This window comes from Pseudomonas sp. S60 (genome assembly GCF_016647865.1).
Taxonomy (GTDB): domain Bacteria; phylum Pseudomonadota; class Gammaproteobacteria; order Pseudomonadales; family Pseudomonadaceae; genus Aquipseudomonas; species Aquipseudomonas parafulva.
Genome location: NZ_JACVVH010000011.1, coordinates 39,419 through 62,700, shown reverse-complemented (window position 1 = coordinate 62,700; position 23,282 = coordinate 39,419). Strand labels below are relative to the sequence as shown.

Sequence of the window (23,282 nt, the reverse complement as noted above, 5' to 3'; positions counted from 1 at the left end):
ACAAATTTTCATGTCTCACCATTGAAAATTTATGTCGCAATTTTGAATGTTTTTGCGTCAACTGCCGTGGTAGCGGCATGACTTGAGTCTGAAGCGTTTCAGCCATGACTGCAACGTAGGCTTGTGGCCGGCAGCTCGGGACAGAAAAGCCTGCCGCGCTTGGGCGCAGCAGGCTAGTCGAACGCTAGAATTCGCTTGGCTACTGGGCGGCGGGGTGATGCCGCCCGGAAGGTATCAGCGGGCCGAGGCCAGCTCTTGTTGGACGCTGGCGACGGTACGTGGCCAAGGTTTACCAGCCTGGACCTTCGCTGGCAAGTTCTTGATGGCCGCAACGGCCGCATCACGGTTGGCAAAGCTGCCATAAGTGACCACGTAGAGCGGCTTGCCCTGCAAGGTTTTCTTGAAGTAGCGGTACTCGCCACCCTGCGCCTTGACGAAGGCCTGGGCAGACGCCTCGGAGCTTGTACCCAGGATTTGCACCACGTAATTACCCGGCTTCTGCCCGGTGTACCAGCCACCATTGCCACTGCCACCGGCAGCAGGTTTCTCGACCGCTTTGGGTGCTGGTTTGGCAACGGCAACCTGGGTAGGTGCAGGCTCGGCCTTGGCCTGTGCAGCAGGCTTGGTCTGCTGGGTGGCGGCTAGCTTCGGTGCCGCCGCCTGCTGCACGGGCTGGGCGGGCGTTGGCGCTGGGCCTGCTGCCACGCCCTGGGGCGGCGCGATGGTGGTCACGGTAGGCGGTGGGTTGCCTGGCTGCAGTGCGGTGTCACCGGCAGGGCTGCCCTCTTCACCCTCACCCATGCCAGCGGCCTGGGCCAGGGGTTCGCGCATCACCGGTTGCGATTGCCCTACCAGCGGCAATGGCGTGGGCTGCGAGGAGCCCGAGAATTCGATGGCCGCACCCTTGCCATCGCCCAGCGGCAGCTGCGCCTGGGCCGCTGGCGCTTCGGCAGGGGCCTTGTCACCCTTTCTGGGCATCAACACGGCAGCCGCGACGGCGACAACGACCACAGCAGACAGCGCGAGCACATGTTTCTTCGGCATTTTGAACCCCATGGATGGTCGCTTGACCGTCGAACGGCTGGCGATCATGGCTTCGATCAACGTGTCACGGGCGACCTGGTTGATGTTGCCAGGCCAACCGTCGGAATTTTCATGGATGTCGGCAATCTGTTCACGGCTGAACACCTCGATGCCCCGGCCAGCACCGTCCAGGCGCTGCTCCAGGTATTCGCGGGTTTCCTCTTCGCTGTAGGGGGCAAGCTCGATGATGTGGAAACGTTCTTCCTCGATCTCGAGTTCGTCAAGCCCTGCAATCAGCGACGGCTCACCGAACAGGAACACATGCGGGCGGCCTTCCGGCACGCCTGCTGCCAACTCCAGCAACGCTTGGAGTGCCGACTCGCCAAGTTGTTCCGCATCGTCCACCAGCAGGTACACCTCCTGGCCGGTCAGTGCCAGCTGCACGACCTTGGACAGGATGGCCTGCACTTCGGGCTGGGCAACGCCCAGGTCCTGGGCGATGTGCGCCAGCACGCTGGCGGCATCGCCGGCACTGCGGGCAGACACCACGACGCTTTGCACCGACTGCTTGTTGGTGCTGGCCACCAAGGCCTGGCGCAGCAGCGTCTTGCCGCTGCCCAACGGCCCGCTGACCACCAGCATCAGCTGGCTGTAACGGGCCAGATGGTGCAGCTGGCCCAACACCGGCTTGCGCTGGGCAGGGAAGAATTTGAAACCGGGCACACGGGGTGCGAACGGGTCGTGGCTCAACTGGTAATGGTCGAGAAAGGCCTCATCGGCATGCAAACTGGTCATTGCGCTGTCACAACCTCAAAGCTGGGCCACGATCGCGCGGTAATCCGCGGACAAGGTGGCCTGAAGAATCTCTTTAGGATAGTCGTCGGTAACGACGGCCTCGCCCATCTGGCGCAGCAGCACCAGACGCAGACGGCCGTCCAGCACCTTCTTGTCGACCGCCATGTGCTCCATGAAATGCGCCGGGGTCATTTCCTGTGGTGGCACCACCGGCAAACCTGCATCGCGCAGCAGGCGGATGCCGCGATTACGTTCGGCCTGGGTGATCCAGCCAAGGCGCATGGACATTTCCAGGGCCATTACCGTACCCGCCGAAACCGCTTCACCATGCAGCCACACACCGTAGCCCATGTGGGTCTCGATGGCATGCCCGAAGGTGTGGCCCAGGTTCAGGGTGGCGCGCACGCCCGACTCACGCTCATCCGCCCCCACCACCGCAGCCTTGGCTGCACAGGAGCGGCTGATGGCCTGGGTGAGCGCTGCCGGGTCAAGGCCGCGCAGCGCCTGCATATTGTCTTCGAGCCATTCCAGGAAGGGCTTGTCGCAGATCAGGCCGTACTTGATCACTTCGGCCAGGCCGGCGGACAACTCGCGTGCCGGCAGGGTGCTCAGGCTGGTGGTATCGATCAGCACCGCATTGGGCTGGTAGAACGCGCCGACCATGTTTTTGCCCAGCGGGTGGTTGATGCCAGTCTTGCCGCCAACCGAGGAATCCACCTGGGACAGCAGGGTGGTGGGGACCTGGATGAAATCGACGCCGCGCTGGTAGCACGCAGCGGCAAAGCCGGCCATGTCGCCGATCACGCCGCCGCCCAGGGCGATCACGGTGGTGCGGCGGTCGTGCCGTGCCGTCAGCAGGCCGTCGAAGATCAGTTGCAGGGTTTGCCAGTTCTTGTGCGCCTCGCCATCGGGCAGCACCACTGGCAGCACAGCGTAGGCACCCAGGGTACGGGTGAGGCGTTCGAGGTACAGAGGGGCAACGGTCTCGTTGGAGACAATGGCCACCTGCCGCCCGGCGATGTGCGGCGCCAGCAGCTCGGGCTGGTCCAGCAGGCCTTCGCCAATGTAGATCGGGTAGCTACGCTCGCCCAGGTCGACCTTCAGTGTCTGCATGTATCCCCACAATGATCTTGGGCGCGGCGCCGTTCGGGCAAGCCACGCGGTAACGTTTGACCTCGCTCGACGCAGGAGGCCGAGAATAGTCCCGGGTTAACGGGGGGGCAACTGCTGCAGGCGTTCGAGAATGTCGATTACCACCATGCGCGGCGGCCGTTCGTCGGTTTCCACCACAAGGTCCGCGATCTCCCGGTAGAGCGGGTCACGGGTTTCGAGCAAGGTGCGCAGGGTGGCTTCGGGGTTCGCGGTGCGCAGCAGGGGGCGGTTGCGGTCGCGGGCGGTGCGCCCGACCTGCTGCTCGACCGAGGCGTGCAGGTAGATGACCCGCCCACCCTGGTGCAGGGCAAGGCGGTTGGCTTCACGCATCACCGCGCCGCCGCCGGTGGCAACCACCACGCCGTCGAGTTCGCACAGCTCGGCGAGCATGGCCTGCTCGCGGTCACGGAAGCCCGGCTCCCCTTCCTTGTCGAAGATCCACGGGATGTTGGCGCCGCATCGCAGTTCGATTTCCTTGTCGGAATCCTTGAACAGCAGGCGCAGCTCTTTGGCCAATAGGCGCCCGATGGTGCTTTTGCCAGCACCCATGGGCCCCACAAGTATCAAATTTCGCACAGAATCAACGACTCACAGCAATCGCCTGGTCACTCATGATACGCGGAGTCAGGAAGACCAGCAGCTCGGATTTTTTCTCTTGTAATACATCGCGTCGAAACAGCCGCCCAACATACGGCAGATCGCCCAAAAATGGCACCTTGTCGACCATATTGTTTTGCGAGGTGGAGTACACACCGCCGATCACGATGGTGTCCCCATCTGCCACGCGCACCTTGGCATTGACCTCGTTTTTACGAATGGGCGGAATGTCGTTCAGTGCATTGACGTAATCCGGCTCGTCCTTGGTCACCTTCACCGTCATGATGACCTGGTTGTCCGGCGTGATCTGCGGGGTCACTTCCAGCGACAGGGACGCCTCGCGAAACGCAACCGAGGTGGCGCCGCTTTTGCTGGATTGCTGGTAGGGCACCTCGGTGCCCTTGAGGATGCGGGCAGTTTCCTTGTCGGCGGTAACCACCTTGGGCTGCGAAATGATCTCGCCCTTGCCGCTCTTCTCCATGGCGCTGAGTTCGAGGTCAAGCAGCACCCCAGCGCGCAGCAGGCCCAGCCCCAGGCTACTGCCGGCCCGCTCCACGCCAAGATCGACGAACAGCTCCTTGCCCAGCCGCGGTGCCTCACTGTACAGGCGCCCGCCCCAACGCACACCCAGGCCCTTCTCATAACCGACATTGGCCTCGACGATCCGTGCCTCGATGGCCACCTGACGCACCGGCACATCCAGCTGGGCCACCAACGCCCGCACCTCGGCCAGGCGATCAGCGGGTTGATGCACCACCAGTGTGTTGGTGCGGGCATCGACACTCAGGCTGCCTCGGCCACTGAGAATGCCGTCGTCGGCCAGGCTGGCCAGCAGCAAATCCGCCAGGTCGGCGGCCTTGGCATGATGCACAGGCAACAGTTCGCGCTGCATGGGCTGCCACTGCGCCTCCAGCCCGAGGCCGCCGGGCGCCCCCTGCGGTGCCGAGCTGAGTTCCGACAGGGGCGCGACCAGCAGCACATTGCCATCTTTGCGTCGCCCCAGCCCTTTGCTGCGCAGCACCAGGTCCAGCGCCTGATCCCAGGGCACATCCTGCAGCCGCAAGGTGACATTGCCCTGCACGGCATCGCTGGCCACCAGATTGATACCGGCGTAATCAGCCAGCACCTGCAAAACGGCCCGCACTTCCACATCCTGAAAGTTCAGCGACAAGGCCTCACCCTGATAGGTCGACGCTGCCGCCGCCTGGAGCGGCAGCAGTAACGTCAGCAGCCATTTGCTCAATGTTTTCATCCTGAACCGGGGCCTCCTTGCCCGTACGTCGCTGCAGAGAAAGGAAGGCAGTGCGCGGGTGCCACACCCCCGTCATGAAAAGCCGTTCTTGCACTTCGACCTGGCCTGGGGTGACCTGCACCACCACGCCATTGTCGCGCCCCACCCGGTCACCTGTGCGCAGGCGATACAGGGTGCCGGCAACCACGACCAACGCCTCGTGCGCATCGCCGCGTGACAGGTGGCCAACCATCTGCACCTGTTTCAGCGGCACCCCGGTCAGCCTGTTCCCTCGCCAGGGCGCGAGCCTGGGTGCAAAGGGATCAGCGCAAGGCCCTGCGGCCAGTTGCCTGGCAGGCAAGCGCGCCAGAAACTCAGCCGAGGGCGGCGGCGCTTTTGCCTGGTAGGTGTCTACGTGCAATCGCAGACGCACGATCGCTGGCTGGCCATCAACACCTGCAATCGCCAAATCACCGCTGCGAAATACCGCCGGCTGCGCAAACCACTCGTTCAGCCACACACGCACAGCCCTGTAGGGCCCTGTGACCTGCAACTCCAGCGGTACCCGTTGCAACCCCGCCTGCTGCTCGGCATCACGCACCTGCAACTGCTCGATCAACACGCCGTGGCTACCCGCCGAGGCTGACAGCCGCTCCAGCAGGTCACTCATCCCCTGCCCTGCATCGAGGTACCACAGTGCCTCCTGGATATGCCGTTCGGCAGTTGCCACCTTCGCCTTCAAAGCCTCCCGCTCCGCCAGTTGCTGCACCGCCGCAGTGTGTTGCGCCTCCAATGCGGCAGACCGGGCATGCTCACCCCTTTGCTGCTGCATCGCCGTAGGCAGACGAACCATGCAGCCAAGGGTGAACAAGCCAAAGGCCAACAACCATGGTGCCAGCCGCCTGAACCATGGCGTGCGGCCGATGATGGCCAGGCTGCCCAATAACGCCGTGGTATTCATGACCAGAATGCCGCCACTCGAGCTGTGAGCATGAACTCGTCTGCGCCAGGCAAGCTCTTGATGGACTTGAGCTCAAGGCCGGCCAGCACGCCGGACCGCTGCAGGTCACGCATGAACTGGGCAATCACCGCACCGGAGGGTGCCACGCCAGTCAAGCGCAGGTGGCCAGCCTGCATGTGCAGGCCCAGCAGTTGCATCTCGCCGGGCAACGCACCCTCCAGGTCGGCAAACAGGCCTGCCAGCACATCAGGGTGACCGCGCAGGCCTTCCAGTTCAGCCAACCTGGCCACCAGCACAGCATACTGGTCACGCAGCTCAGCCAAGGCCTGCGCCTGCTGGTGCCGTGACGAGATTGCAACCTCGCGCTGCAGGTTGCTTAGCCGTTGCTGCTCCCCGCGCTGGCGGGCCAGTTGGTCCACGACCATGACCGCGCACAGGGCCAGCACGGCACTTGCCAGAAGCTGGCCATAAAAACGCCGCGACGCTGCTTGGCGCTGCCGCTCGCGCCAGGGCAGCAGGTTGAGCCGGATCACCTGCACACCCCCCCAACGGCCAGTGCGCCAGCCAGGAGCATGGCGCCATTGAACGGAGCGAGGCCAGCCAGCCCGGGCACCGGGCTGCAATGCACGTTGAGGCTGCTTTGCAGCTCGGCCAGCCAGGTTTGGTGGTACGGCTCGGCGCTGACGACCCACAGATGACCAGGCAGGCACTCGTCGCTCAGCTGCCGCTGGATGCTCTCGGGTGTAGGGCCTGCATCCAGCAACAGCTCACGCCGCAGGCAGCCGCCACCAGGCTTGATGCGGTGCAAAGTGGCATCGTGCGGGCTCAGTCGCAGCAGGGCCACATCCCGATCACTGGCCGCGGGCACGAGCCGCCGCAGGGCGAGCGTGTCCACTTCAACAGCCTCCAGCTGCAGCCCCGCTTCCGCCACCAGCGCCTCGAGCGAGGCCAGGGTGCTCTGCCTGCAGGCGGCCACCATCACTTGCGCGAAACCTGGTTGCGCCGCACAAGCGTGGAGCACCTGGAAGTCCAGTGCCAGGTCATCGAGCGGAAAAGGGAACAGCCGCTCGGCATCGGCCAGCAACTGCGCCTCTATCTGCCCCTCACCCAACCCCAGGGGGAGTTGGCAATACTTGCAGATGACCTGATCGGCTGGCAGCGCCATGGCCACCTTGCGCAACCCGCTGCGCCTGCGCATACGCTGCAGGGCAGCCACCACCGAGGCCGGCTGCGCCATCCAGTGGGTGCCTGCTGGCGGGTCGAACAGTTCCTCCGCCCAGCTCACCACGTGGTAATGCCGCTTGCGCCGCCGTAACTGCAGGGCTCTAACGCTCCCCGCGGTAATTTCCAACCCTGAAAGTGAACCGGCATCCTTGCCAAAGCGTCCTATCATCGCGGCGTTCCTGTTGCCTGCCGCCCCTTCGGTTTGCGACCGGATGCGCGCTGGCCAGAACGACGACCAGCCACCTGGGCGGTAACCCGGAGAGGGGAAAAAATGCTTATAATGCCCGGCGTTTTGGTCCGCCGGACCCGCGTGCAATTCACTCACAAACTGGACACCGAAAAGCCTTGATACGTCTGCTTAAGTTCTTCTGGTGGTCTTCCGTCGCAGTCATCTGCGCGCTCGTACTCGGTGTGAGCGGTGCGTTTCTGTATCTTAGTCCCAACCTGCCTTCGGTCGATTCGCTCAGAAGCATCCAGTTGCAGATCCCCCTCAAGGTGTACAGCAGCGACGGCAAGCTGATCGCCGAGTTTGGCGAAATGCGCCGCTCGCCCATCCGTTTCGCGGAAATTCCGCCACAGTTCATTCAGGCGCTTCTGTCTGCCGAGGACGACAACTTCCTCAACCACTACGGTGTAGACCCGAGCAGCCTGATGCGCGCCGCCACCCAGCTGGTCAAGACCGGCCATATCCAGACCGGCGGCAGCACCATCACCATGCAGGTGGCGAAGAACTTCTTCCTCACCAGCGAGCGCAGCTTCTCGCGCAAGACCAACGAGATTCTGCTGGCCCTGCAGATCGAGCGCGAGCTGACCAAAGACGAGATCCTCGAGCTGTACGTCAACAAGATCTACCTGGGTAACCGTGCCTACGGCATCGATGCCGCCGCACAGGTTTACTACGGCAAGTCGATCCGCGACGTAAGCCTTGCGCAGATGGCGATGATCGCCGGCCTGCCGAAGGCCCCCTCGCGCTTCAACCCGCTGGCCAACCCGGTGCGCGCCAAAGAGCGTCGCGACTGGATTCTCGGCCGCATGTACAAGCTGGGCAAAATCGACGAAGCGAGCTACCAGGCCGCCCTGGCCGAGCCGCTCAACGCCAGCTACCACGTGCCCACGCCCGAAGTGAATGCCCCTTACATCGCCGAAATGGCCCGTGCCGAAATGGTCGGCCGCTACGGCAGCGACGCCTACACCGAAGGGTTCCGCGTTACCACCACAGTGCCCAGCGACACCCAGGACATGGCCAACCAGGCCATCCTCAAGGGCCTGACCGACTACGACGAACGCCACGGCTACCGTGGCCCGGAGGCACGCTTCCCGGGCCGTACCCAGGCTGCCTGGCTGCAAGAACTGGCCAAGCAGCGCACCCTGGGTGGCCTGGAGCCTGCCATCGTCACCCAGGTAGAGAAAACCGGCCTGAAGGTGCTCACCCGCAGTGGCAAGGAGCAGTCCGTCGCCTGGGACACCATGAAGTGGGCTCGCCCGTTCATCAATACCAATGCCCAAGGCCGCGCGCCTCAGTCGCCGGCAGATGTGGCCCAAGTGGGCGACCTGGTGCGGCTGCAGCGCCTGAACGATGGGGCACTCAAGTTCAGCCAGGTGCCAGGGGCGCAGAGCGCACTGGTTACGCTGGACCCGACCAGCGGTGCGATCCGTGCGCTGGTGGGGGGGTTCTCGTTCGAGCAAAGCAACTACAACCGTGCCATGCAGGCCAAACGCCAGCCAGGCTCAAGCTTCAAGCCTTTCATCTACAGCGCCGCGCTGGACAGCGGCTACACCGCTTCAAGCCTGGTGAACGATGCGCCGATCGTGTTCGTCGACGAGTCGGTGGACAAAGTGTGGCGGCCGAAGAACGACACCAACACCTTCCTCGGCCCTATCCGCATGCGCGAAGCCTTGTACAAGTCGCGTAACCTGGTATCGATCCGCCTGCTGCAGGCCATGGGTGTCGACCGCACCATCGATTACATCGCCAAGTTCGGCTTCAACAAGCAGGACCTGCCGCGCAACCTGTCGCTGGCGCTGGGCACTGCGACGCTCACGCCCATGGAGATCGCCACCGGCTGGAGCACGTTCGCCAACGGCGGCTACAAGATCACCCCGTACCTGATCGACCGCATCGAGAGCCGCAGCGGCGAAACGCTGTTCACCGCTAACCCGGCCCGCGTACCCCAAGGTGCCCAAGACCAGGCTGGCCTGGCCGCCCCCGAGCAGCCGATCACCACGCAGATGCCGGGTGAAGGCGCTACGGCGCCGGAGCAGGCTGCGCAGGTGCCAGCCGTGGCAGAAAAGATCATTGATGGCCGCACCACCTACATCCTCACCAGCATGCTGCAGGATGTGATCAAGCGCGGCACCGGGCGCCGTGCGCTGGCCCTCGGCCGCACCGACCTGGCCGGCAAGACCGGTACTACCAACGAATCCAAGGACGCCTGGTTCTCCGGCTATAACGCCGATTACGTGACCACGGTCTGGGTAGGCTTCGACCAGCCCGAAACCCTGGGCCGCCGGGAATACGGCGGCACTGCTGCCCTGCCGATCTGGATGGGCTTCATGGGCGCGGCCCTCAAGGGCATGCCGGAACACCCCCCTGCAGAGCCCGAAGGCATCCTCAGCCTGCGCGTGGACCCGGTCAGTGGCCGCGCTGCCACGCCAAGCACGCCAAATGCCTACTTCGAGCTGTTCAAGGCCGAGGACTCGCCACCGTCCAACGACGAGCTGGGCAATGGTGTGGCGCCTGGCAGCCCACTGCCAGCAGACGAAGCCGCGCCGATGGATCTGTTCTGAGGCAGGGTGGCTGATAGAGGTGTTGCCTGGGCACGCTGATCGAGCGCCGCCCAGGCGCCACAAGATACCGCCCAACAAAAAGCCCCGGCTCACACGAGCCGGGGCTTTTTAATGTCGCGACAGCGGCAATCAGCCGTTGAACACGTCATCCACGCTGGTCAGCGGGTAGTGCTTCGGATACGGCAGGGTGGCTACGCCGGACTCGATGGCTGCCTTGGCCACGGCGTCGGACACGACGGTGATCAGGCGAGCGTCCAGTGGCTTCGGAATGATGTACTCACGGCCGAATTCCAGGCCTTCCACGCCGTAGGCTTCACAAACTTCCTTGGGCACCGGCTGCTTGGCCAGGTCTTTCAGGGCGATGGCCGCGGCGATCTTCATTTCTTCGTTGATGCGCTTGGCACGTACGTCCAGGGCGCCGCGGAAGATGAATGGGAAGCCCAGTACGTTGTTCACCTGGTTCGGGTAGTCGGAGCGACCGGTGGCCATGATCACGTCGTTGCGGGTGGCGTGAGCCAGTTCCGGGGCGATTTCCGGGTCCGGGTTGGAGCAGGCGAACACGATCGGGTTGGCAGCCATCGACTTCAGGCCTTCTGCACTGAGCAGGTTCGGGCCGGACAGGCCAACGAACACGTCGGCGCCGTCGAGGGCATCGGCCAGGGTGCGCTTGTCGGTGGCGTGGGCGAACTGCGCCTTGTACTGGTTCAGGTCGTCACGGCCAGCGTGGATCACCCCGTTACGGTCGATCATGTAGATGTTCTCGACCTTGCCACCCATGCTCACCAGCAGCTTCATGCAGGAGATGGCGGCAGCACCGGCACCCAGGCACACGATCTTGGCGTCTTCGAGCTTCTTGCCCGCGATTTCCAGGGCGTTGATCATGCCAGCAGCCGTCACGATGGCGGTGCCGTGCTGGTCGTCGTGGAAGACCGGGATATCGCACTGCTCGATCAGGGTGCGCTCGATTTCAAAGCACTCGGGGGCCTTGATGTCTTCGAGGTTGATGCCACCGAAGGTGATCGAGATGCGGCGTACGGTGTCGATGAACGCTTGCGGGCTTTCCGACTCGACTTCGATGTCGAACACGTCGATGCCGGCGAAACGTTTGAACAGAACACCCTTGCCTTCCATGACAGGCTTGGAGGCCAGCGGGCCGAGATCACCCAGACCGAGGATGGCAGTACCGTCGGAAATCACCGCAACCAGGTTGCCTTTACCGGTGTACTTGTAGGCCAGCTCTGCATCACGGCCGATTTCCCGCACAGGCTCTGCTACACCTGGGCTGTAGGCCAGGGCGAGGTCACGGGCGGTGGCGGTGGGCTTGGAGAGTTCCACGCTCAGTTTCCCCGGACGAGGCTTGGCGTGGTATTCGAGAGCGGCGGTTTTCAGGTCTGACATGGTGGGCATTCCGCTATTGGCTGTTCTGACGGACCGCCGAGGATACGCAAAGAGCCGGGGAGTCACAAGACTGGTCGGTCACTAGTGTCAAGGCCTTTAGCCTAAGACTTTACGCTATAACCCACGGGGCATACGCCTTACAGTGTGTACAATCCAATAGCGAAATGTCTACATCTTTTGACCCCCAACCCGCTCCAACATGCTCGGATCGGTCAACTGCATGAACCAGCGTCGGGGCCCGGGCCTGCCCGAGTCTTTACGGGACCGATCCCTCACCCAGCCGCGCGCCTCGACTCGCTGCCCTTTCAGGTTATCGAAGAAGCTGGCAGGCACAGTACGTTGCAGACGAGCGGGCACCTGCAGCGTGACTGCGTCGTCCAGGTTCAGCCATATACCGCCCCGGTGGCGCTGTACGGCCTTGATACGCCCACTGACAACCGCGAACCCGGGTTGCCTGAGCGCGCGTGCAGACACCACCGGCGACGTTTTCCAAAGGCCGGCACCCGCCTTGCGTGCAACCTGCTCAGCGCGCTGCTGGCAGGCGTTGAGGCGCACATTGGGGGCGAACGCAATGCGATAGCCCAGGCCCTCGCTGAGCAGTTGTGCTTCCAGATTGTTGCCGGTACGGCTGTACAGATGCGCCAAAGTGCGGCCGTATCTGTCTTTCTTTTCCACGCCAGGTACTAGGCCGAGCCGCCCGTCACTGGCCTTGACCAAGGCCTGCAGGCGACGCCGGGCGGCCTCGGCATAAGGCTCGCTGGCCTGGCCCTTGCGGCCAATTTCCGGGGCATTGATGCCGATCATGCGCACACTGCGGCCGTCGACCAGGCGCACGGTATCGCCATCCACCACGTACCGCACCGCGACCTGCTGTGGGCGCTGCGGCAGCGGGCAGAATGCCTGTGCCGGGAGGTACCAAAACAGGGCCATAAAAAAAGCGCCCACAAGGGGCGCCTTTTTCAGCAGCACTGCGAAACCCGAAGGGTTCGCCTTGCGCATGATTACTTCTTGGTACCGAACATGCCGAAGCGATCGGCGAACTTCTGTACGCGGCCACCGGTGTCCAGGACTTTCTGCTTGCCAGTGTAGAACGGGTGGCACAGCGAGCACACGTCGATCGCCAGCGGCTTGGCCAGGGTCGAACGGGTCTCGAATTTGGCGCCGCAGCTGCAGGTGACTGCAACTACTTCGTAGTTTGGATGAATATCTGCTTTCATGGTCACTTCCTCGAGCTGCGTGCCGCCACCCAACACCAATTGTTGAATACCGCACGTAATTAGGCGGCGAATAATACCAGAGCGCTGCGCCAGTGCAAGTTGTCGCGTGTACCGACCGTCGTCTGCTAGGCTCGCCAGTTCTTGAAACGCCCTCCGAGACTTTCCGCGTGCCCGACGTCATCCTGCGCCTTGCCCTGCCCTCCCCGCTGCGTCGGCTGTTCGACTACAAGGCACCGGCCAGCATCGCACGCCAGGCCTTGAGCCCAGGCATGCGCATACGCGTGCCGTTCGGTCGCCGGGAAATGATCGGCGTGCTGGTAGACGTCTGCGCCGAGAGCGAGGTGCCCGCCGACAAGCTCAAGCCTGCCAGCGCCTTGCTCGACCCGGTATCGCCGATACCGCCATCGCTGTTCAAGCTGTGCTTGTGGACGGCGCACTATTACCAGCACAGCCTGGGCGACACCCTGAGCTGGGCGCTGCCTACCCTGTTGCGCCAGGGCGAGCCGGCAGAGATGCGCCAGGAGCGCTTCTGGCATGTAGCCCCCGGCGCACGCCTGGAAGACCCGCGCATTGCCCGCGCGCCGCGCCAGCGTGACGCGCTCAAGACCCTGGCCCAGCACCCCCACGGCGTGCCCCACAGCCTGCTGAGCAAGCTCAACCTGAACAAGGACAGCCTTGACCTGCTGCTGGCCAAGGACCTGGTGCAGCTCGAGGTTCGCCGCCACCTGCCCCAGGAACGCCGCGAGCATTGGCTGGCCCAGTCGGAACTGCCGCTCAACGACGAACAACGCGATGCCTTCGATGCCGTACTGGAAGGCTTTGGCCACTTTGGCGCGTTTCTGCTGGCAGGCGTGACCGGCAGCGGCAAGACCGAGGTGTACCTGCAACTGATCCGCGAAACCCTGGAGGCCGGCAAGCAGGCCCTGGTGCTGATCCCTGAAATCAACCTCGGCCCGCAGACCCTGGCGCGCTTCGAACAACGCTTCAACGCCCGCATTGCGTTGCTGCACTCGGCGGTGAGCGACCGAGAGCGCCTCGACGCCTGGCTGGCTGCACGCGACGGCGAGGCAGATATCATCATCGGCACCCGTTCGGCGCTGTTCACACCCATGAAAAACCCTGGGCTGATCATCATCGACGAGGAGCACGACGGCTCCTATAAACAGCAGGAAGGCCTGCGCTACCACGCCCGCGACCTTGCCCTGGTTCGCGCCCACCAGGACAACGTGCCCATTGTGCTCGGTTCGGCCACGCCTTCGCTGGAAACCCTGCACAATGCCCTGACCGGGCGCTATCGCCTGCTGCGCATGAACCAGCGTGCCGGTGGTGCCCGCCCGCCGCGCATGCTGCGCCTGGATGTGAAGAGCCTGCCGCTGGACAGCGGTATCAGCGGCCCGTTGCAGCAGGCCATCCGCCAGACACTGGAAGCCGGCCAGCAGGTATTGGTGTTTCTCAACCGCCGCGGGTTCGCGCCAACCTTGCTGTGCCACGACTGCGGGTGGTTGTCCGAGTGCCCGCGTTGCGATGCGCGCATGACGGTGCACCAGCGCTCCGGGGTGCTGCGCTGCCACCACTGCGGCTATGACGAGCGCCTGCCGCACCATTGCCCACAGTGCAACCACGTGGACCTGCGCCCGGTGGGGGCCGGTACAGAGCGTGCCGAAGAGCGCCTGAAGGTATTGTTCCCGGACTACCCGGTGCTGCGCGTGGACCGCGACAGTACCTCGCGCAAAGACGCGATGCAGCAGCTGTTCAACACCATCCAGCGTGGCCAGCCGAGCATCCTGGTCGGCACCCAGATGCTGGCCAAGGGGCACCATTTTCCCCGGGTGACCCTGGTGGCCATCCTCGATGCCGACGGCGGGTTGTTCTCTGGCGATTTCCGCGCCAGCGAGCGCATGGCCCAGTTGATCGTGCAGGTGGCCGGGCGCGCAGGGCGTGCAGAGGACCCTGGCAAGGTGATCATCCAGACGCACTTGGCAGACCATCCGCTGCTGGTACAACTGACCGAACAGGGCTACTTCGCCTTCGCCAAGCAGGCGCTGGACGAGCGCCGCGCCGCCGGGCTGCCCCCCTTTTCCCACTTGGCGTTGCTGCGGGCCGAGGCGCACAAGCCCGGCCAGGCCGAAGCGTTTCTCGATGAGGCGTGCGCAGCCGCCGAGCGCCTGGTGGCAGAGCAAGGCCTGCCGGGCATCGAACTGCTCGGCCCAGTGCCCGCCCCCATGGAACGCCGCGCCGGGCGCTTCCGTGCCCAGCTGCTGCTACAGGCCGCCACCCGTGCGCCCCTGCACCGGCTGATCAGCGCCTGGTTGCTGGTACTGGAGCAGATGCCGAGCGGCCGCCAGGTACGCTGGTCCCTGGACGTCGACCCCCTCGACCTGTACTGAGCTGCAAGCTGCAAGCTGTAAGCTGCAAGAAAGAGCAGTGCGCGTGTGGCATGGCTTCTTCTTACAGCTTGTGGCTTGTGGCTCAAAGCAAACCACGAGCTACAAGCTGCAAGAAAAACCAGCGCCAGCGCGATATCGCTTTTTCTTGCAGCTTGCAGCTTGCCGCTTGCAGCTCAAAGGTTGGCAACCTGCTCCCAGCCACGGATAATGCCCAGTTTTTCCACCTGCGCATCCAGGCGCTCACCGCGCTTGCGGTCGAAAAGAGATTTCCATGAAAGACACCATTCGCCAGCTGATCCAGCAAGCCCTCACCCAACTCGTCAACGACGGTGTGCTGCCTGACGGCCTGTCGCCGGCGATTCAGGTGGAAAACGCCCGGGACAAGACCCACGGTGACTTCGCCAGCAACATCGCCATGATGCTGGCCAAGCCTGCCGGCATGAAGCCGCGCGACCTGGCCGAGAAGCTGATCGATGCCCTGCCGGCCAGTGCCGACATCACCAAGGTCGAAATCGCCGGCCCGGGCTTTCTGAATTTCTTCCAGAACACCGCAGCCCTGGCCAGCCGCCTGGATGCCGCCCTGGGCGATGCCCGCCTGGGCGCACGCAAGGCCGGCCCTGCGCAGAAAGTGGTCGTCGACCTGTCGGCGCCGAACCTCGCCAAGGAAATGCACGTCGGCCACCTGCGTTCCACCATCATTGGTGACAGCGTGGCGCGTGTGCTGGAGTTTCTCGGCGACCAGGTGATTCGCCAGAACCACGTGGGCGACTGGGGCACCCAGTTCGGCATGCTGCTGGCGTACCTTGAAGAAAACCCGATCACCAGCGACGAGCTGTCGGACCTGGAGAACTTCTACCGCGCCGCCAAAAAGCGCTTCGACGAATCCGAGGCCTTCGCTACCCGAGCGCGAGGCCTGGTGGTGAAGCTGCAGGCGGGTGACCCGGAGTGCATGGCCCTGTGGACACGCTTCAAGGACATCTCCCTGTCGCACTGCCAGAAAACCTACGAGCTGCTGAACGTCAAGCTGACCATGGCCGACGTCATGGGCGAGAGTGCCTACAACGACGACCTGGCCAATGTCGTCCGCGAGCTGAAGGCCAAAGGCCTGCTGGTCGAGGACCAGGGCGCCCAGTGCGTATTCCTCGAAGCATTCAAGAACAGCGAAGGCGAACCACTGCCAGTGATCGTGCAGAAGGCCGATGGCGGTTACCTGTACGCCACCACCGACCTGGCTGCCGTGCGCTACCGCAGCAACGTGCTGCAGGCTGACCGCGCCCTGTACTTTGTCGACCAGCGCCAGGCCCTGCACTTCAACCAGGTGTTCGAGGTAGCGCGCCGTGCCGGCTTCGTCGGCCACCCGATGCAAATGGAGCACATGGGCTTCGGCACCATGAACGGCGCCGACGGCCGCCCGTTCAAGACCCGCGACGGTGGCACCGTCAAGCTGATCGACCTGCTGACCGAAGCCAAGGACCGCGCCTACGCGCTGGTGAAGGAAAAGAACCCGACCCTGGCCGACGACGACCTGCGCCACATCGGTGAAGTGGTGGGCATTGGTGCGGTGAAGTACGCGGACCTGTCCAAGCACCGCACCAGCGACTACAGCTTCAACTTCGAACAGATGCTCAACTTCGAAGGCAACACTGCGCCGTACCTGCTGTACGCCTATACCCGCGTGGCCGGCGTGTTCCGCAAGCTGGGCAAGGGCTTCGAGGAAGTCGAGGGCAGCATCGTACTGGAAGCCGCCCATGAGCAGGACCTGGCCGCACGCCTGGCGCAGTTCGGGGAAATCCTCAACAACGTGGCCGAGAAAGGCACGCCGCACGTGCTGTGCAGCTACCTGTACGACCTGGCCGGGCTGTTCTCCAGCTTCTACGAGAACTGCCCGATTCTGGCCGCCGAAACCCCGCAGCAGCAGCAAAGCCGCCTGCGCCTGGCTGCCCTGACCGGCCGCACCCTCAAACAAGGTCTGGAACTGCTCGGCCTGGAAACCCTGGAGCGCATGTAAGTTGGCTGCCAAGAAGAAACCTGCCCCCAAGCGCGGCGCCAGCCGCCAGACAGCGCCGGCCAAAAAACCTATCCCGGGTTGGGTATGGCTGGCGGTCGGCCTTACCGTGGGCGCATTCATCGTGTTCCTGATGAAGCTCGAACCCGGCGGTGCGGATATCAAGCGCACCAAGCCCGAGCAGCAGAAAACCGAGAAAGCGGCCGAAGCCGGCAAGTCGACCCAGGCCCCCACCGTGCAGCAGCCGGTAAAGCCGAAGTATGACTTCTATACCCTGCTGCCCGAATCGGAAGTGATCGTGCCGCCCGAAGCGGTGCCGGAGAAGACGCCACCAGTACCGGCCCAGCCGGTCACCCCGGTGACACCGGCCGAAGCCGCGAAGATCGACACGGCCCGTGCCCAGGCTGCACTGCTGGGGCAAACGCCGCCACCGGCACCGCCCGTCATCAAACCGGCAGCGACCACGCAGTTCTTCCTGCAGGCGGGTTCATTCCGTAAGCAGGCGGACGCCGACAAGGTGCGCGCGCAGATCATTCTGCTGGGCCAGGCGGTGAAGGTTGAATCGGGCACGGTCAAGGAAGAAACCTGGTACCGGGTACTGGTCGGCCCCTTCAGCAACCGCGAACAACTGACCGTCGCGCAGAAGCAACTGGCCGGCGCGGGCTTCAGCAACCTGTTGCTGCAACAGCGCCAAACCCGCCAGTAAGCGGCCTTTCAGGCCCGGGTGTGAGCAACCTTGCACAGGTGCTCCCACCCGGGCCGCGCCTCAACCCCGCCCCGCATTGCGCTCGGACACCTGGGTGTTCAGGGTCCAGAAGTCGTACAGCACACCCAACAGGAACAGGCCACCGGTCAGGAAGTAGATGATCGCGGTGACCCATTTGCCCTGGTAAAGGCGGTGCAGGCCAAACACGCCGAGGAAGGTCAGCAGGATCCAGGCGATGTTGTAATCGATACGCCCGGACTCGAAACGCAGGTCCGCCTCACGGTCCATGGACGGAATCAGGAACAGGTCGATCAGCCAACCGATGCCGAACAAACCGAAGGTGAAAAACCAGAGGGTGCCGGTGATGGGCTTGCCGTAGTAGAAGCGATGGGACCCGGTAAAGCCCAGGATCCACAGCAGGTAGCCGATCACCTTGCTGTGGGTGTCGTGCAGGGGTGCGCCCTGTTGATAACTGTTCATGCATAAACCTCGTGCGCTGCGGATGAAATTTTTCTAAAAAAAGTTGTGACTTTTTTCGCCCGGGCCGACATACGGTACGTGAAGAATCGACCAACGGATCAAAGATTGATCAAAAAGCTGTTATAAAGTTGCGCGCCCAACACACAACTATTCATAAGAGCTTCATCTATGCCGCCTTTGATCAAGACATGGCTGACCCTCTGCCTATTATTGCCCCTGGCCGCCCACGCCACCAACCGTGAGCAACGTCTTCCCAACGGTTTCACCGGCTATACCACCAATGCCGCAGTGAAGCGTGCCCCTGTCAAACAGGCCACCCTGCATGCTCGCCCTGGCAATGCCGCCAGCAGCAAACATGGCAGGCCCGCTGTCGCCATGTCTGCCAAGCAGAGCAGCGACGTGCTCAGCCGGGCCGTCAACGTGCTGGGTACCCCTTATGTTTGGGGCGGCAGCAACCCCAAAAAAGGTTTCGATTGCAGCGGGCTGGTGCAATACGCCTTCAACGACGTTGCCGACGTGAACCTGCCGCGCACCTCCAGCGCCATGGCCCAGGGCCACGGCACGAAGGTGGCCAAGGGTGACCTGAAGCCGGGCGACCTGATTTTCTTCAACATCAAGAGCCGCCGGGTGAACCACGTTGCGATCTACCTGGGCAACGACCGCTTCATCCATGCGCCTCGCCGGGGCAAGCGGGTTAGCATCGACAACCTGAGCAAGCCTTACTGGCAAAAGCATTACGTTGTCGCCAAGCGTGTATTGCCCAAGGAGCAGCAACAGCTGAACCTGGCCAAGCGCTGAAACCACGGCTGCACTTACGTGCTGCCTGCCTGGCGTCATCCCTACGCAACGGGCAGCACGGGCGTCACCCCGCCTCGACTAATCCGCCTCAACCAACCCCCTGTCCCGCAGCCTGCGCATTGCCCCCTCCATCGTCTGCATCCCCTCTGCCGCACCGGCTTGCATCACCGAATGCAACTGCGCCATGCGCCCCTCGCGGATCAGGTTGCGCACAGCCGGGGTGGCCACCAGCACTTCCCGCGCAGCCACCCTGCCCACGCCTGCCCGCCTGACCAGCCGCTGCACCACCACTACCTGCAACGATTGCGCGAGCATGGCGCGTACGAGGGGTTTTTCTTCGGCAGCAAACACCTCCACCAACCTGTCGATACTGTTCACTGCAGAGCGCGTGTGCACCGTGGCCAGTACCAGGTGACCGGTCTCGGCCGCACGCAGCGCCAGGCGGATGGTGGCCAGGTCGCGCAACTCGCCGATCATGATCACGTCCGGGTCCTGGCGCAGGGCACTGCGCAAACCTTGGGCGAAGCCGGTGCAGTGCCGGCCAACTTCACGCTGGTTCACCAGGCTGCGCTGGCTGCTGTGGATAACTTCCACCGGGTCTTCGAGGGTGATGATGTGCAAGGACCGTTCGCGGTTCAACTGATCCACCAGCGTGGCCAGGGTGCTGGACTTGCCGCAGCCGGTAGGGCCGCCGACCAGCACCAGCCCATCGTCGCAGCCTGCGATGGTGTTGAAAATGCCTGCCAGGTCGAGCTCGTCCAACCCGGCAATACGCCCGGGTATCAGGCGGAACGTGAGTGCAAGGCCGTTCAATTGCCTGAACAGGTTCAACCGGAAACGCCCCAGCGCCGGCAGTGCCAATGCCATGTCCAGTTCATCGCCGTGTTGCCACTGGTGCAGCTGGGCCTCGCTCAGCATGCAGGCCATACCCTCAGCCAGCTCGGCCCCCTGCAAGGCGGTGCCCGGCAAGCGCTGCAATTGGCCGTCCTTGCGCAGCATGGGTACCTGGCCCGCAGCCAGGTGCAGGTCGCACGCCCCCGCTGCCACGGCCCTGCCCAGCAGGTCAGTCACGTCCATGAGACTCCCCTTCGGCGTTCAACCAGGTAAAATGCGGCAACCTCTCCGTTGCCGGCATCGAATCAATGTCCACCCTAGCAGACAACCTTTCCACGATTTGCGCCCGCATCACCGAGGGTGCCCAGGCCGCCGGGCGCGACCCCGCCAGCGTGCATCTGCTGGCCGTGAGCAAAACCAAGCCGGCCAGCGCGATCCGCGAGGTTCACGCTGCAGGTGTGCGCGACTTTGGGGAAAACTACCTACAAGAGGCGCTGACAAAGCAGCAGCAACTGGGCGACCTGCCCTTGATCTGGCACTTCATCGGCCCCATTCAGTCGAACAAGACCAAAGCCATCGCCGAGCACTTCGACTGGGTACATTCCGTGGACCGCCTGAAAATCGCCCAACGCCTGTCGGAGCAACGCCCCGCCGGGCTGGCGCCACTCAATATCTGCCTGCAGGTGAACGTGAGTGGCGAAGACAGCAAGGCCGGCTGTGCCCCCACCGACCTGCCAGCGTTGGCCGAAGCGATTGCGGCACTGCCCAACTTGCAGCTACGCGGATTGATGGCAATCCCCGAGCCCACCGAAGACCGCACCGCCCAAGAGGCCGCCTTTGCAAGGTTGCGCCAGTTGCAGGAAGGCCTGGGGCTTGGCCTGGACACCTTGTCCATGGGCATGAGCCACGACCTGGAAGCCGCCATTGCCCAGGGAGCGACCTGGGTGCGCATTGGCACCGCCCTGTTCGGTGCACGCGATTACGGCAACGCCTGATTCCATGCTTTACTCACTCTTCCCCACAAGGACCTGACATGAGCCAGACACGTATTGCCTTTATTGGCGCCGGCAACATGGCCGCCAGCCTGATCGGTGGTCTGCGTGCCCAGGGCCTGGAGGCTTCGCAGATCCGCGCCAGCGACCCTGGCGCCGACACCCGCACCCGCATCCAGGCCGATCACGGCGTCGAAACCTTCGAAGACAACGCCCAGGCCATCGCTGACGCCGACGTGATCGTGCTGGCGGTCAAGCCACAAGTGATGAAAGCCGTTTGCCAGGCCCTGCAACCCAACCTGCAGGGTGGTCAGTTGATTGTGTCCATTGCTGCGGGCATTACCTGCGCAAGCCTGCAAAGCTGGCTCGGTGCCCGGCCGGTGGTGCGCTGCATGCCCAACACCCCGGCCCTGCTGCGCCAGGGCGTCAGCGGCCTGTATGCCACCCACGAGGTCTCTGCCGAGCAGCGTCAGCAGGCCGAGCAGCTGCTGTCGGCAGTGGGTACCGCGCTGTGGCTTGAGCAGGAGCAGCAACTGGACGCAGTAACGGCTGTCTCCGGCAGTGGCCCGGCGTACTTCTTCCTGCTGATCGAGGCCATGACGGCTGCAGGCGAGAAACTCGGCCTGCCCCGTGAAACCGCCTCTCAGCTGACTCTGCACACCGCACTGGGTGCCGCCCGCATGGCGGTGGCCAGCGAAGTAGATGCAGCCGAACTGCGCCGTCGCGTCACCTCGCCCGCGGGCACCACCGAGGCCGCCATCACGTCGTTCCAGGCCAGCGGTTTCGAAGCCATCGTCGAGCAGGCACTGCAGGCCGCCGCCAAGCGTTCCGCAGAGCTGGCCGAACAACTGGGCCAATAAGGAGTTTTAGATGAATGCACTGTCCGGCGCCGCGATCTTCGTGGTGCAAACCCTGGTCAGCCTGTATCTGGTGATCGTGCTGCTGCGTTTCGTGCTGCAACTGGTAAAGGCCAATTTCTACAACCCGTTGTCCCAGTTCACCGTGCGCGCCACCCAGCCACTGCTCAAACCGATTCGCCGGGTCATCCCCAGCATTGCCGGGCTGGATACCTCGTCGCTGCTGCTGGCGGTGGTCATCCAGGCGCTGCTGATGGGCTTTGTGCTGATGGTCACCTACGACACCTTCGGTGACGTGCTGCACCTGTTGATGTGGGCCATCATCGGCATCACCTCGCTGTTCCTGAAGATCTTCTGGGTAGCGATGATCGTGATGGTGATCGTGTCGTGGGTGGCCCCCAACTCGAACAACCCGGCGGCAGAGCTTGCCTACCAGATCAGCGAGCCGGTACTGGCGCCCTTCCGCCGCATCGTGCCCAACCTGGGCGGCATGGATATTTCGCCGATCTTCGCCTTCCTGGCGATCCAGGTGATCCAGTCGTTCGTCATGCCACCGCTGGCCGCCTATGCCGGCATGCCGCAAGAGCTGTGGCGCATGATCTGACCCGGCCCACCCCCGGCAGCAAGCCTTTGCTTGCCGCTGGGGGTAGCGCTCTTTAGACTTACGCCTCCGTCAAGCGTGAGCAGGGTCGATGTCCACTGTCTTTCCCGAAGATTCCGTCGGTCTGGTAGTACCGCAAACCGCCAGGTTCGATGAACCGCTGGCCCTGGCCTGCGGCCGCTCCCTGATCAGCTACGAGCTGGTCTACGAAACCTACGGCACCCTGAACGCCAGCGCGAGCAACGCTGTGCTTATCTGCCATGCCTTGTCCGGCCACCATCACGCTGCCGGCTACCATGACGCCAGCGACCGCAAGCCGGGTTGGTGGGACAGCTGCATCGGCCCAGGCAAGCCAATCGACACCAACCGCTTCTTCGTGGTCAGCCTGAACAACCTGGGCGGCTGCAACGGCAGCACCGGGCCCAGCAGCCTCAACCCCGCCACCGGCAAGCCCTACGGTGCCGATTTCCCGGTGCTCACGGTGGAAGACTGGGTGCACAGCCAGGTGCGCCTGGCCCAGCGCCTGGGCATCGAGCAGTGGGCGGCAGTGGTCGGTGGCAGCCTGGGCGGCATGCAGGCACTGCAGTGGACCATCACCTACCCCGAGCGGGTGCGCCACTGCGTCGACATCGCATCGGCGCCCAAGCTGTCGGCGCAGAACATTGCCTTCAACGAAGTGGCGCGCCAGGCGATTCTGACCGACCCCGAGTTCCATGGCGGTTCGTTCCAGGACCAGGGGGTGATCCCCAAACGCGGCCTGATGCTGGCACGCATGGTCGGCCATATCACCTACCTGTCCGACGACTCGATGGGTGAGAAATTCGGCCGTGAGCTGAAAAGCGACAAACTCAACTACGACTTCCACAGTGTCGAGTTCCAGGTAGAAAGCTACCTGCGCTATCAGGGCGAAGAGTTTTCCGGTCGCTTCGATGCCAATACCTACCTGCTGATGACCAAGGCGCTGGATTATTTCGACCCTGCAGCCACCCACGGCGGCGACCTGGCGGCAACCCTGGCCGACGTCAAGGCCAACTATTGCATCATGTCGTTCACCACCGACTGGCGTTTTTCCCCTGCCCGCTCGCGGGAAATCGTCGACGCGCTGATGGCCGCCCGCAAGAACGTCTGCTACCTGGAAATCGACTCGCCCTATGGGCACGATGCTTTCCTGATCCCCACACCTCGCTACATGCAGGGTTTCTCGAACTACATGAACCGCATTGCCATCTGAGGACAG

At 63.6% G+C, this 23,282-nt stretch carries 22 protein-coding genes; 10 read left to right on the top strand and 12 right to left on the bottom strand.

The window, feature by feature from the left end; translation table 11 throughout:
• Window positions 1-234: 234 nt before the first annotated feature.
• The 7 genes from IAE33_RS07805 to pilM form a co-directional block, all read right to left on the bottom strand.
• Window positions 235-1,818, bottom strand: a complete 1,584-nt coding sequence (locus tag IAE33_RS07805; protein ID WP_201163039.1) for an SPOR domain-containing protein — start codon at window positions 1,816-1,818, stop codon at window positions 235-237.
• A gap of 15 nt (window positions 1,819-1,833) precedes the next feature.
• A complete protein-coding gene (gene aroB / locus IAE33_RS07800; RefSeq protein WP_201163038.1) occupies window positions 1,834-2,931 on the bottom strand; it encodes a 3-dehydroquinate synthase in 1,098 nt (365 codons plus the stop codon).
• A gap of 96 nt (window positions 2,932-3,027) precedes the next feature.
• Window positions 3,028-3,546, bottom strand: a complete 519-nt coding sequence (gene aroK, locus IAE33_RS07795) for a shikimate kinase AroK (protein WP_028632028.1) — start codon at window positions 3,544-3,546, stop codon at window positions 3,028-3,030.
• A 4-nt stretch (window positions 3,547-3,550) separates the two neighbouring features.
• Complete coding sequence (locus tag IAE33_RS07790; protein ID WP_201163037.1) at window positions 3,551-4,819, bottom strand: type IV pilus secretin PilQ; 1,269 nt, start codon at window positions 4,817-4,819, stop codon at window positions 3,551-3,553.
• On the bottom strand, window positions 4,743-5,759 hold the full coding sequence (locus tag IAE33_RS07785; protein WP_201163036.1) for a pilus assembly protein PilP: 1,017 nt from the start codon (window positions 5,757-5,759) through the stop codon (window positions 4,743-4,745). The genes IAE33_RS07790 and IAE33_RS07785 overlap by 77 nt, the downstream gene beginning before the upstream one ends.
• Entirely contained in the window at window positions 5,756-6,292 is a 537-nt protein-coding gene (locus tag IAE33_RS07780; protein WP_201163035.1) for a PilN domain-containing protein, read from the bottom strand. Before IAE33_RS07780 ends, IAE33_RS07785 begins: the two co-directional genes overlap by 4 nt.
• Window positions 6,289-7,152, bottom strand: coding sequence for a type IV pilus biogenesis protein PilM (pilM, locus tag IAE33_RS07775; protein ID WP_201163034.1), 864 nt, complete (start codon window positions 7,150-7,152; stop codon window positions 6,289-6,291). Before pilM ends, IAE33_RS07780 begins: the two co-directional genes overlap by 4 nt.
• 176 nt (window positions 7,153-7,328) lie before the next feature.
• Between pilM and IAE33_RS07770 the strand changes: the two genes are divergently transcribed.
• On the top strand, window positions 7,329-9,770 hold the full coding sequence (locus IAE33_RS07770) for a penicillin-binding protein 1A (protein ID WP_201163033.1): 2,442 nt from the start codon (window positions 7,329-7,331) through the stop codon (window positions 9,768-9,770).
• A 129-nt stretch (window positions 9,771-9,899) separates the two neighbouring features.
• Here the strand turns inward: IAE33_RS07770 and IAE33_RS07765 are convergent, their stop codons facing one another.
• The 3 genes from IAE33_RS07765 to rpmE form a co-directional block, all read right to left on the bottom strand.
• Complete coding sequence (locus tag IAE33_RS07765; RefSeq protein ID WP_028632034.1) at window positions 9,900-11,168, bottom strand: malic enzyme-like NAD(P)-binding protein; 1,269 nt, start codon at window positions 11,166-11,168, stop codon at window positions 9,900-9,902.
• Window positions 11,169-11,336: 168 nt separating this feature from the next.
• Complete coding sequence (locus IAE33_RS07760; protein ID WP_201163032.1) at window positions 11,337-12,167, bottom strand: thermonuclease family protein; 831 nt, start codon at window positions 12,165-12,167, stop codon at window positions 11,337-11,339.
• A 2-nt stretch (window positions 12,168-12,169) separates the two neighbouring features.
• The gene (gene rpmE / locus IAE33_RS07755) at window positions 12,170-12,385 is read right to left on the bottom strand and encodes a 50S ribosomal protein L31 (protein ID WP_028632036.1); all 216 of its coding nucleotides are present in this window, start codon (window positions 12,383-12,385) and stop codon (window positions 12,170-12,172) included.
• Window positions 12,386-12,552: 167 nt separating this feature from the next.
• Here rpmE and IAE33_RS07750 point away from each other — a divergent pair, with 167 nt between their 5' ends.
• The 4 genes from IAE33_RS07750 to IAE33_RS07735 are packed head-to-tail and all read left to right on the top strand — an operon-like array spanning window position 12,553 to window position 17,483.
• Window positions 12,553-14,772 carry a primosomal protein N' gene (locus tag IAE33_RS07750; RefSeq protein ID WP_201163031.1) on the top strand — a complete coding sequence of 740 codons (2,220 nt, stop codon included), beginning with the start codon at window positions 12,553-12,555 and terminating at the stop codon, window positions 14,770-14,772.
• A gap of 50 nt (window positions 14,773-14,822) precedes the next feature.
• Window positions 14,823-15,047: a hypothetical protein gene (locus tag IAE33_RS07745; protein WP_201163030.1), complete on the top strand. Its 225-nt coding sequence runs from the start codon at window positions 14,823-14,825 to the stop codon at window positions 15,045-15,047.
• The gene (gene argS / locus IAE33_RS07740; RefSeq protein ID WP_201163029.1) at window positions 15,044-16,780 is read left to right on the top strand and encodes an arginine--tRNA ligase; all 1,737 of its coding nucleotides are present in this window, start codon (window positions 15,044-15,046) and stop codon (window positions 16,778-16,780) included. Before IAE33_RS07745 ends, argS begins: the two co-directional genes overlap by 4 nt.
• A gap of 1 nt (window position 16,781) precedes the next feature.
• Window positions 16,782-17,483, top strand: coding sequence for an SPOR domain-containing protein (locus IAE33_RS07735; protein WP_028632039.1), 702 nt, complete (start codon window positions 16,782-16,784; stop codon window positions 17,481-17,483).
• 60 nt (window positions 17,484-17,543) lie between these two features.
• On the opposite strand, the gene IAE33_RS07730 is transcribed toward IAE33_RS07735, so the two are convergent.
• The gene (locus IAE33_RS07730; RefSeq protein ID WP_028632040.1) at window positions 17,544-17,963 is read right to left on the bottom strand and encodes an NINE protein; all 420 of its coding nucleotides are present in this window, start codon (window positions 17,961-17,963) and stop codon (window positions 17,544-17,546) included.
• A 168-nt stretch (window positions 17,964-18,131) separates the two neighbouring features.
• Between IAE33_RS07730 and IAE33_RS07725 the strand changes: the two genes are divergently transcribed.
• Window positions 18,132-18,761, top strand: a complete 630-nt coding sequence (locus IAE33_RS07725; protein ID WP_201163028.1) for a C40 family peptidase — start codon at window positions 18,132-18,134, stop codon at window positions 18,759-18,761.
• A gap of 78 nt (window positions 18,762-18,839) precedes the next feature.
• On the opposite strand, the gene IAE33_RS07720 is transcribed toward IAE33_RS07725, so the two are convergent.
• The gene (locus tag IAE33_RS07720; RefSeq protein ID WP_201163027.1) at window positions 18,840-19,838 is read right to left on the bottom strand and encodes a type IV pilus twitching motility protein PilT; all 999 of its coding nucleotides are present in this window, start codon (window positions 19,836-19,838) and stop codon (window positions 18,840-18,842) included.
• 65 nt (window positions 19,839-19,903) lie between these two features.
• On the opposite strand from IAE33_RS07720, the gene IAE33_RS07715 reads away from it, so the two are divergent.
• The 4 genes from IAE33_RS07715 (at window position 19,904) to metX (ending at window position 23,276) form a co-directional block, all read left to right on the top strand.
• Window positions 19,904-20,590, top strand: a complete 687-nt coding sequence (locus IAE33_RS07715) for a YggS family pyridoxal phosphate-dependent enzyme (RefSeq protein ID WP_201163026.1) — start codon at window positions 19,904-19,906, stop codon at window positions 20,588-20,590.
• Between the two features lie 38 nt (window positions 20,591-20,628).
• The gene (gene proC / locus IAE33_RS07710) at window positions 20,629-21,447 is read left to right on the top strand and encodes a pyrroline-5-carboxylate reductase (RefSeq protein ID WP_201163025.1); all 819 of its coding nucleotides are present in this window, start codon (window positions 20,629-20,631) and stop codon (window positions 21,445-21,447) included.
• Window positions 21,448-21,457: 10 nt separating this feature from the next.
• Window positions 21,458-22,048 (top strand): YggT family protein, encoded by a 591-nt coding sequence (locus tag IAE33_RS07705; protein WP_201163024.1) that lies wholly within the window; start codon window positions 21,458-21,460, stop codon window positions 22,046-22,048.
• A gap of 88 nt (window positions 22,049-22,136) precedes the next feature.
• Window positions 22,137-23,276: a homoserine O-succinyltransferase MetX gene (gene metX / locus IAE33_RS07700; protein WP_060480815.1), complete on the top strand. Its 1,140-nt coding sequence runs from the start codon at window positions 22,137-22,139 to the stop codon at window positions 23,274-23,276.
• Window positions 23,277-23,282: the final 6 nt, after the last annotated feature.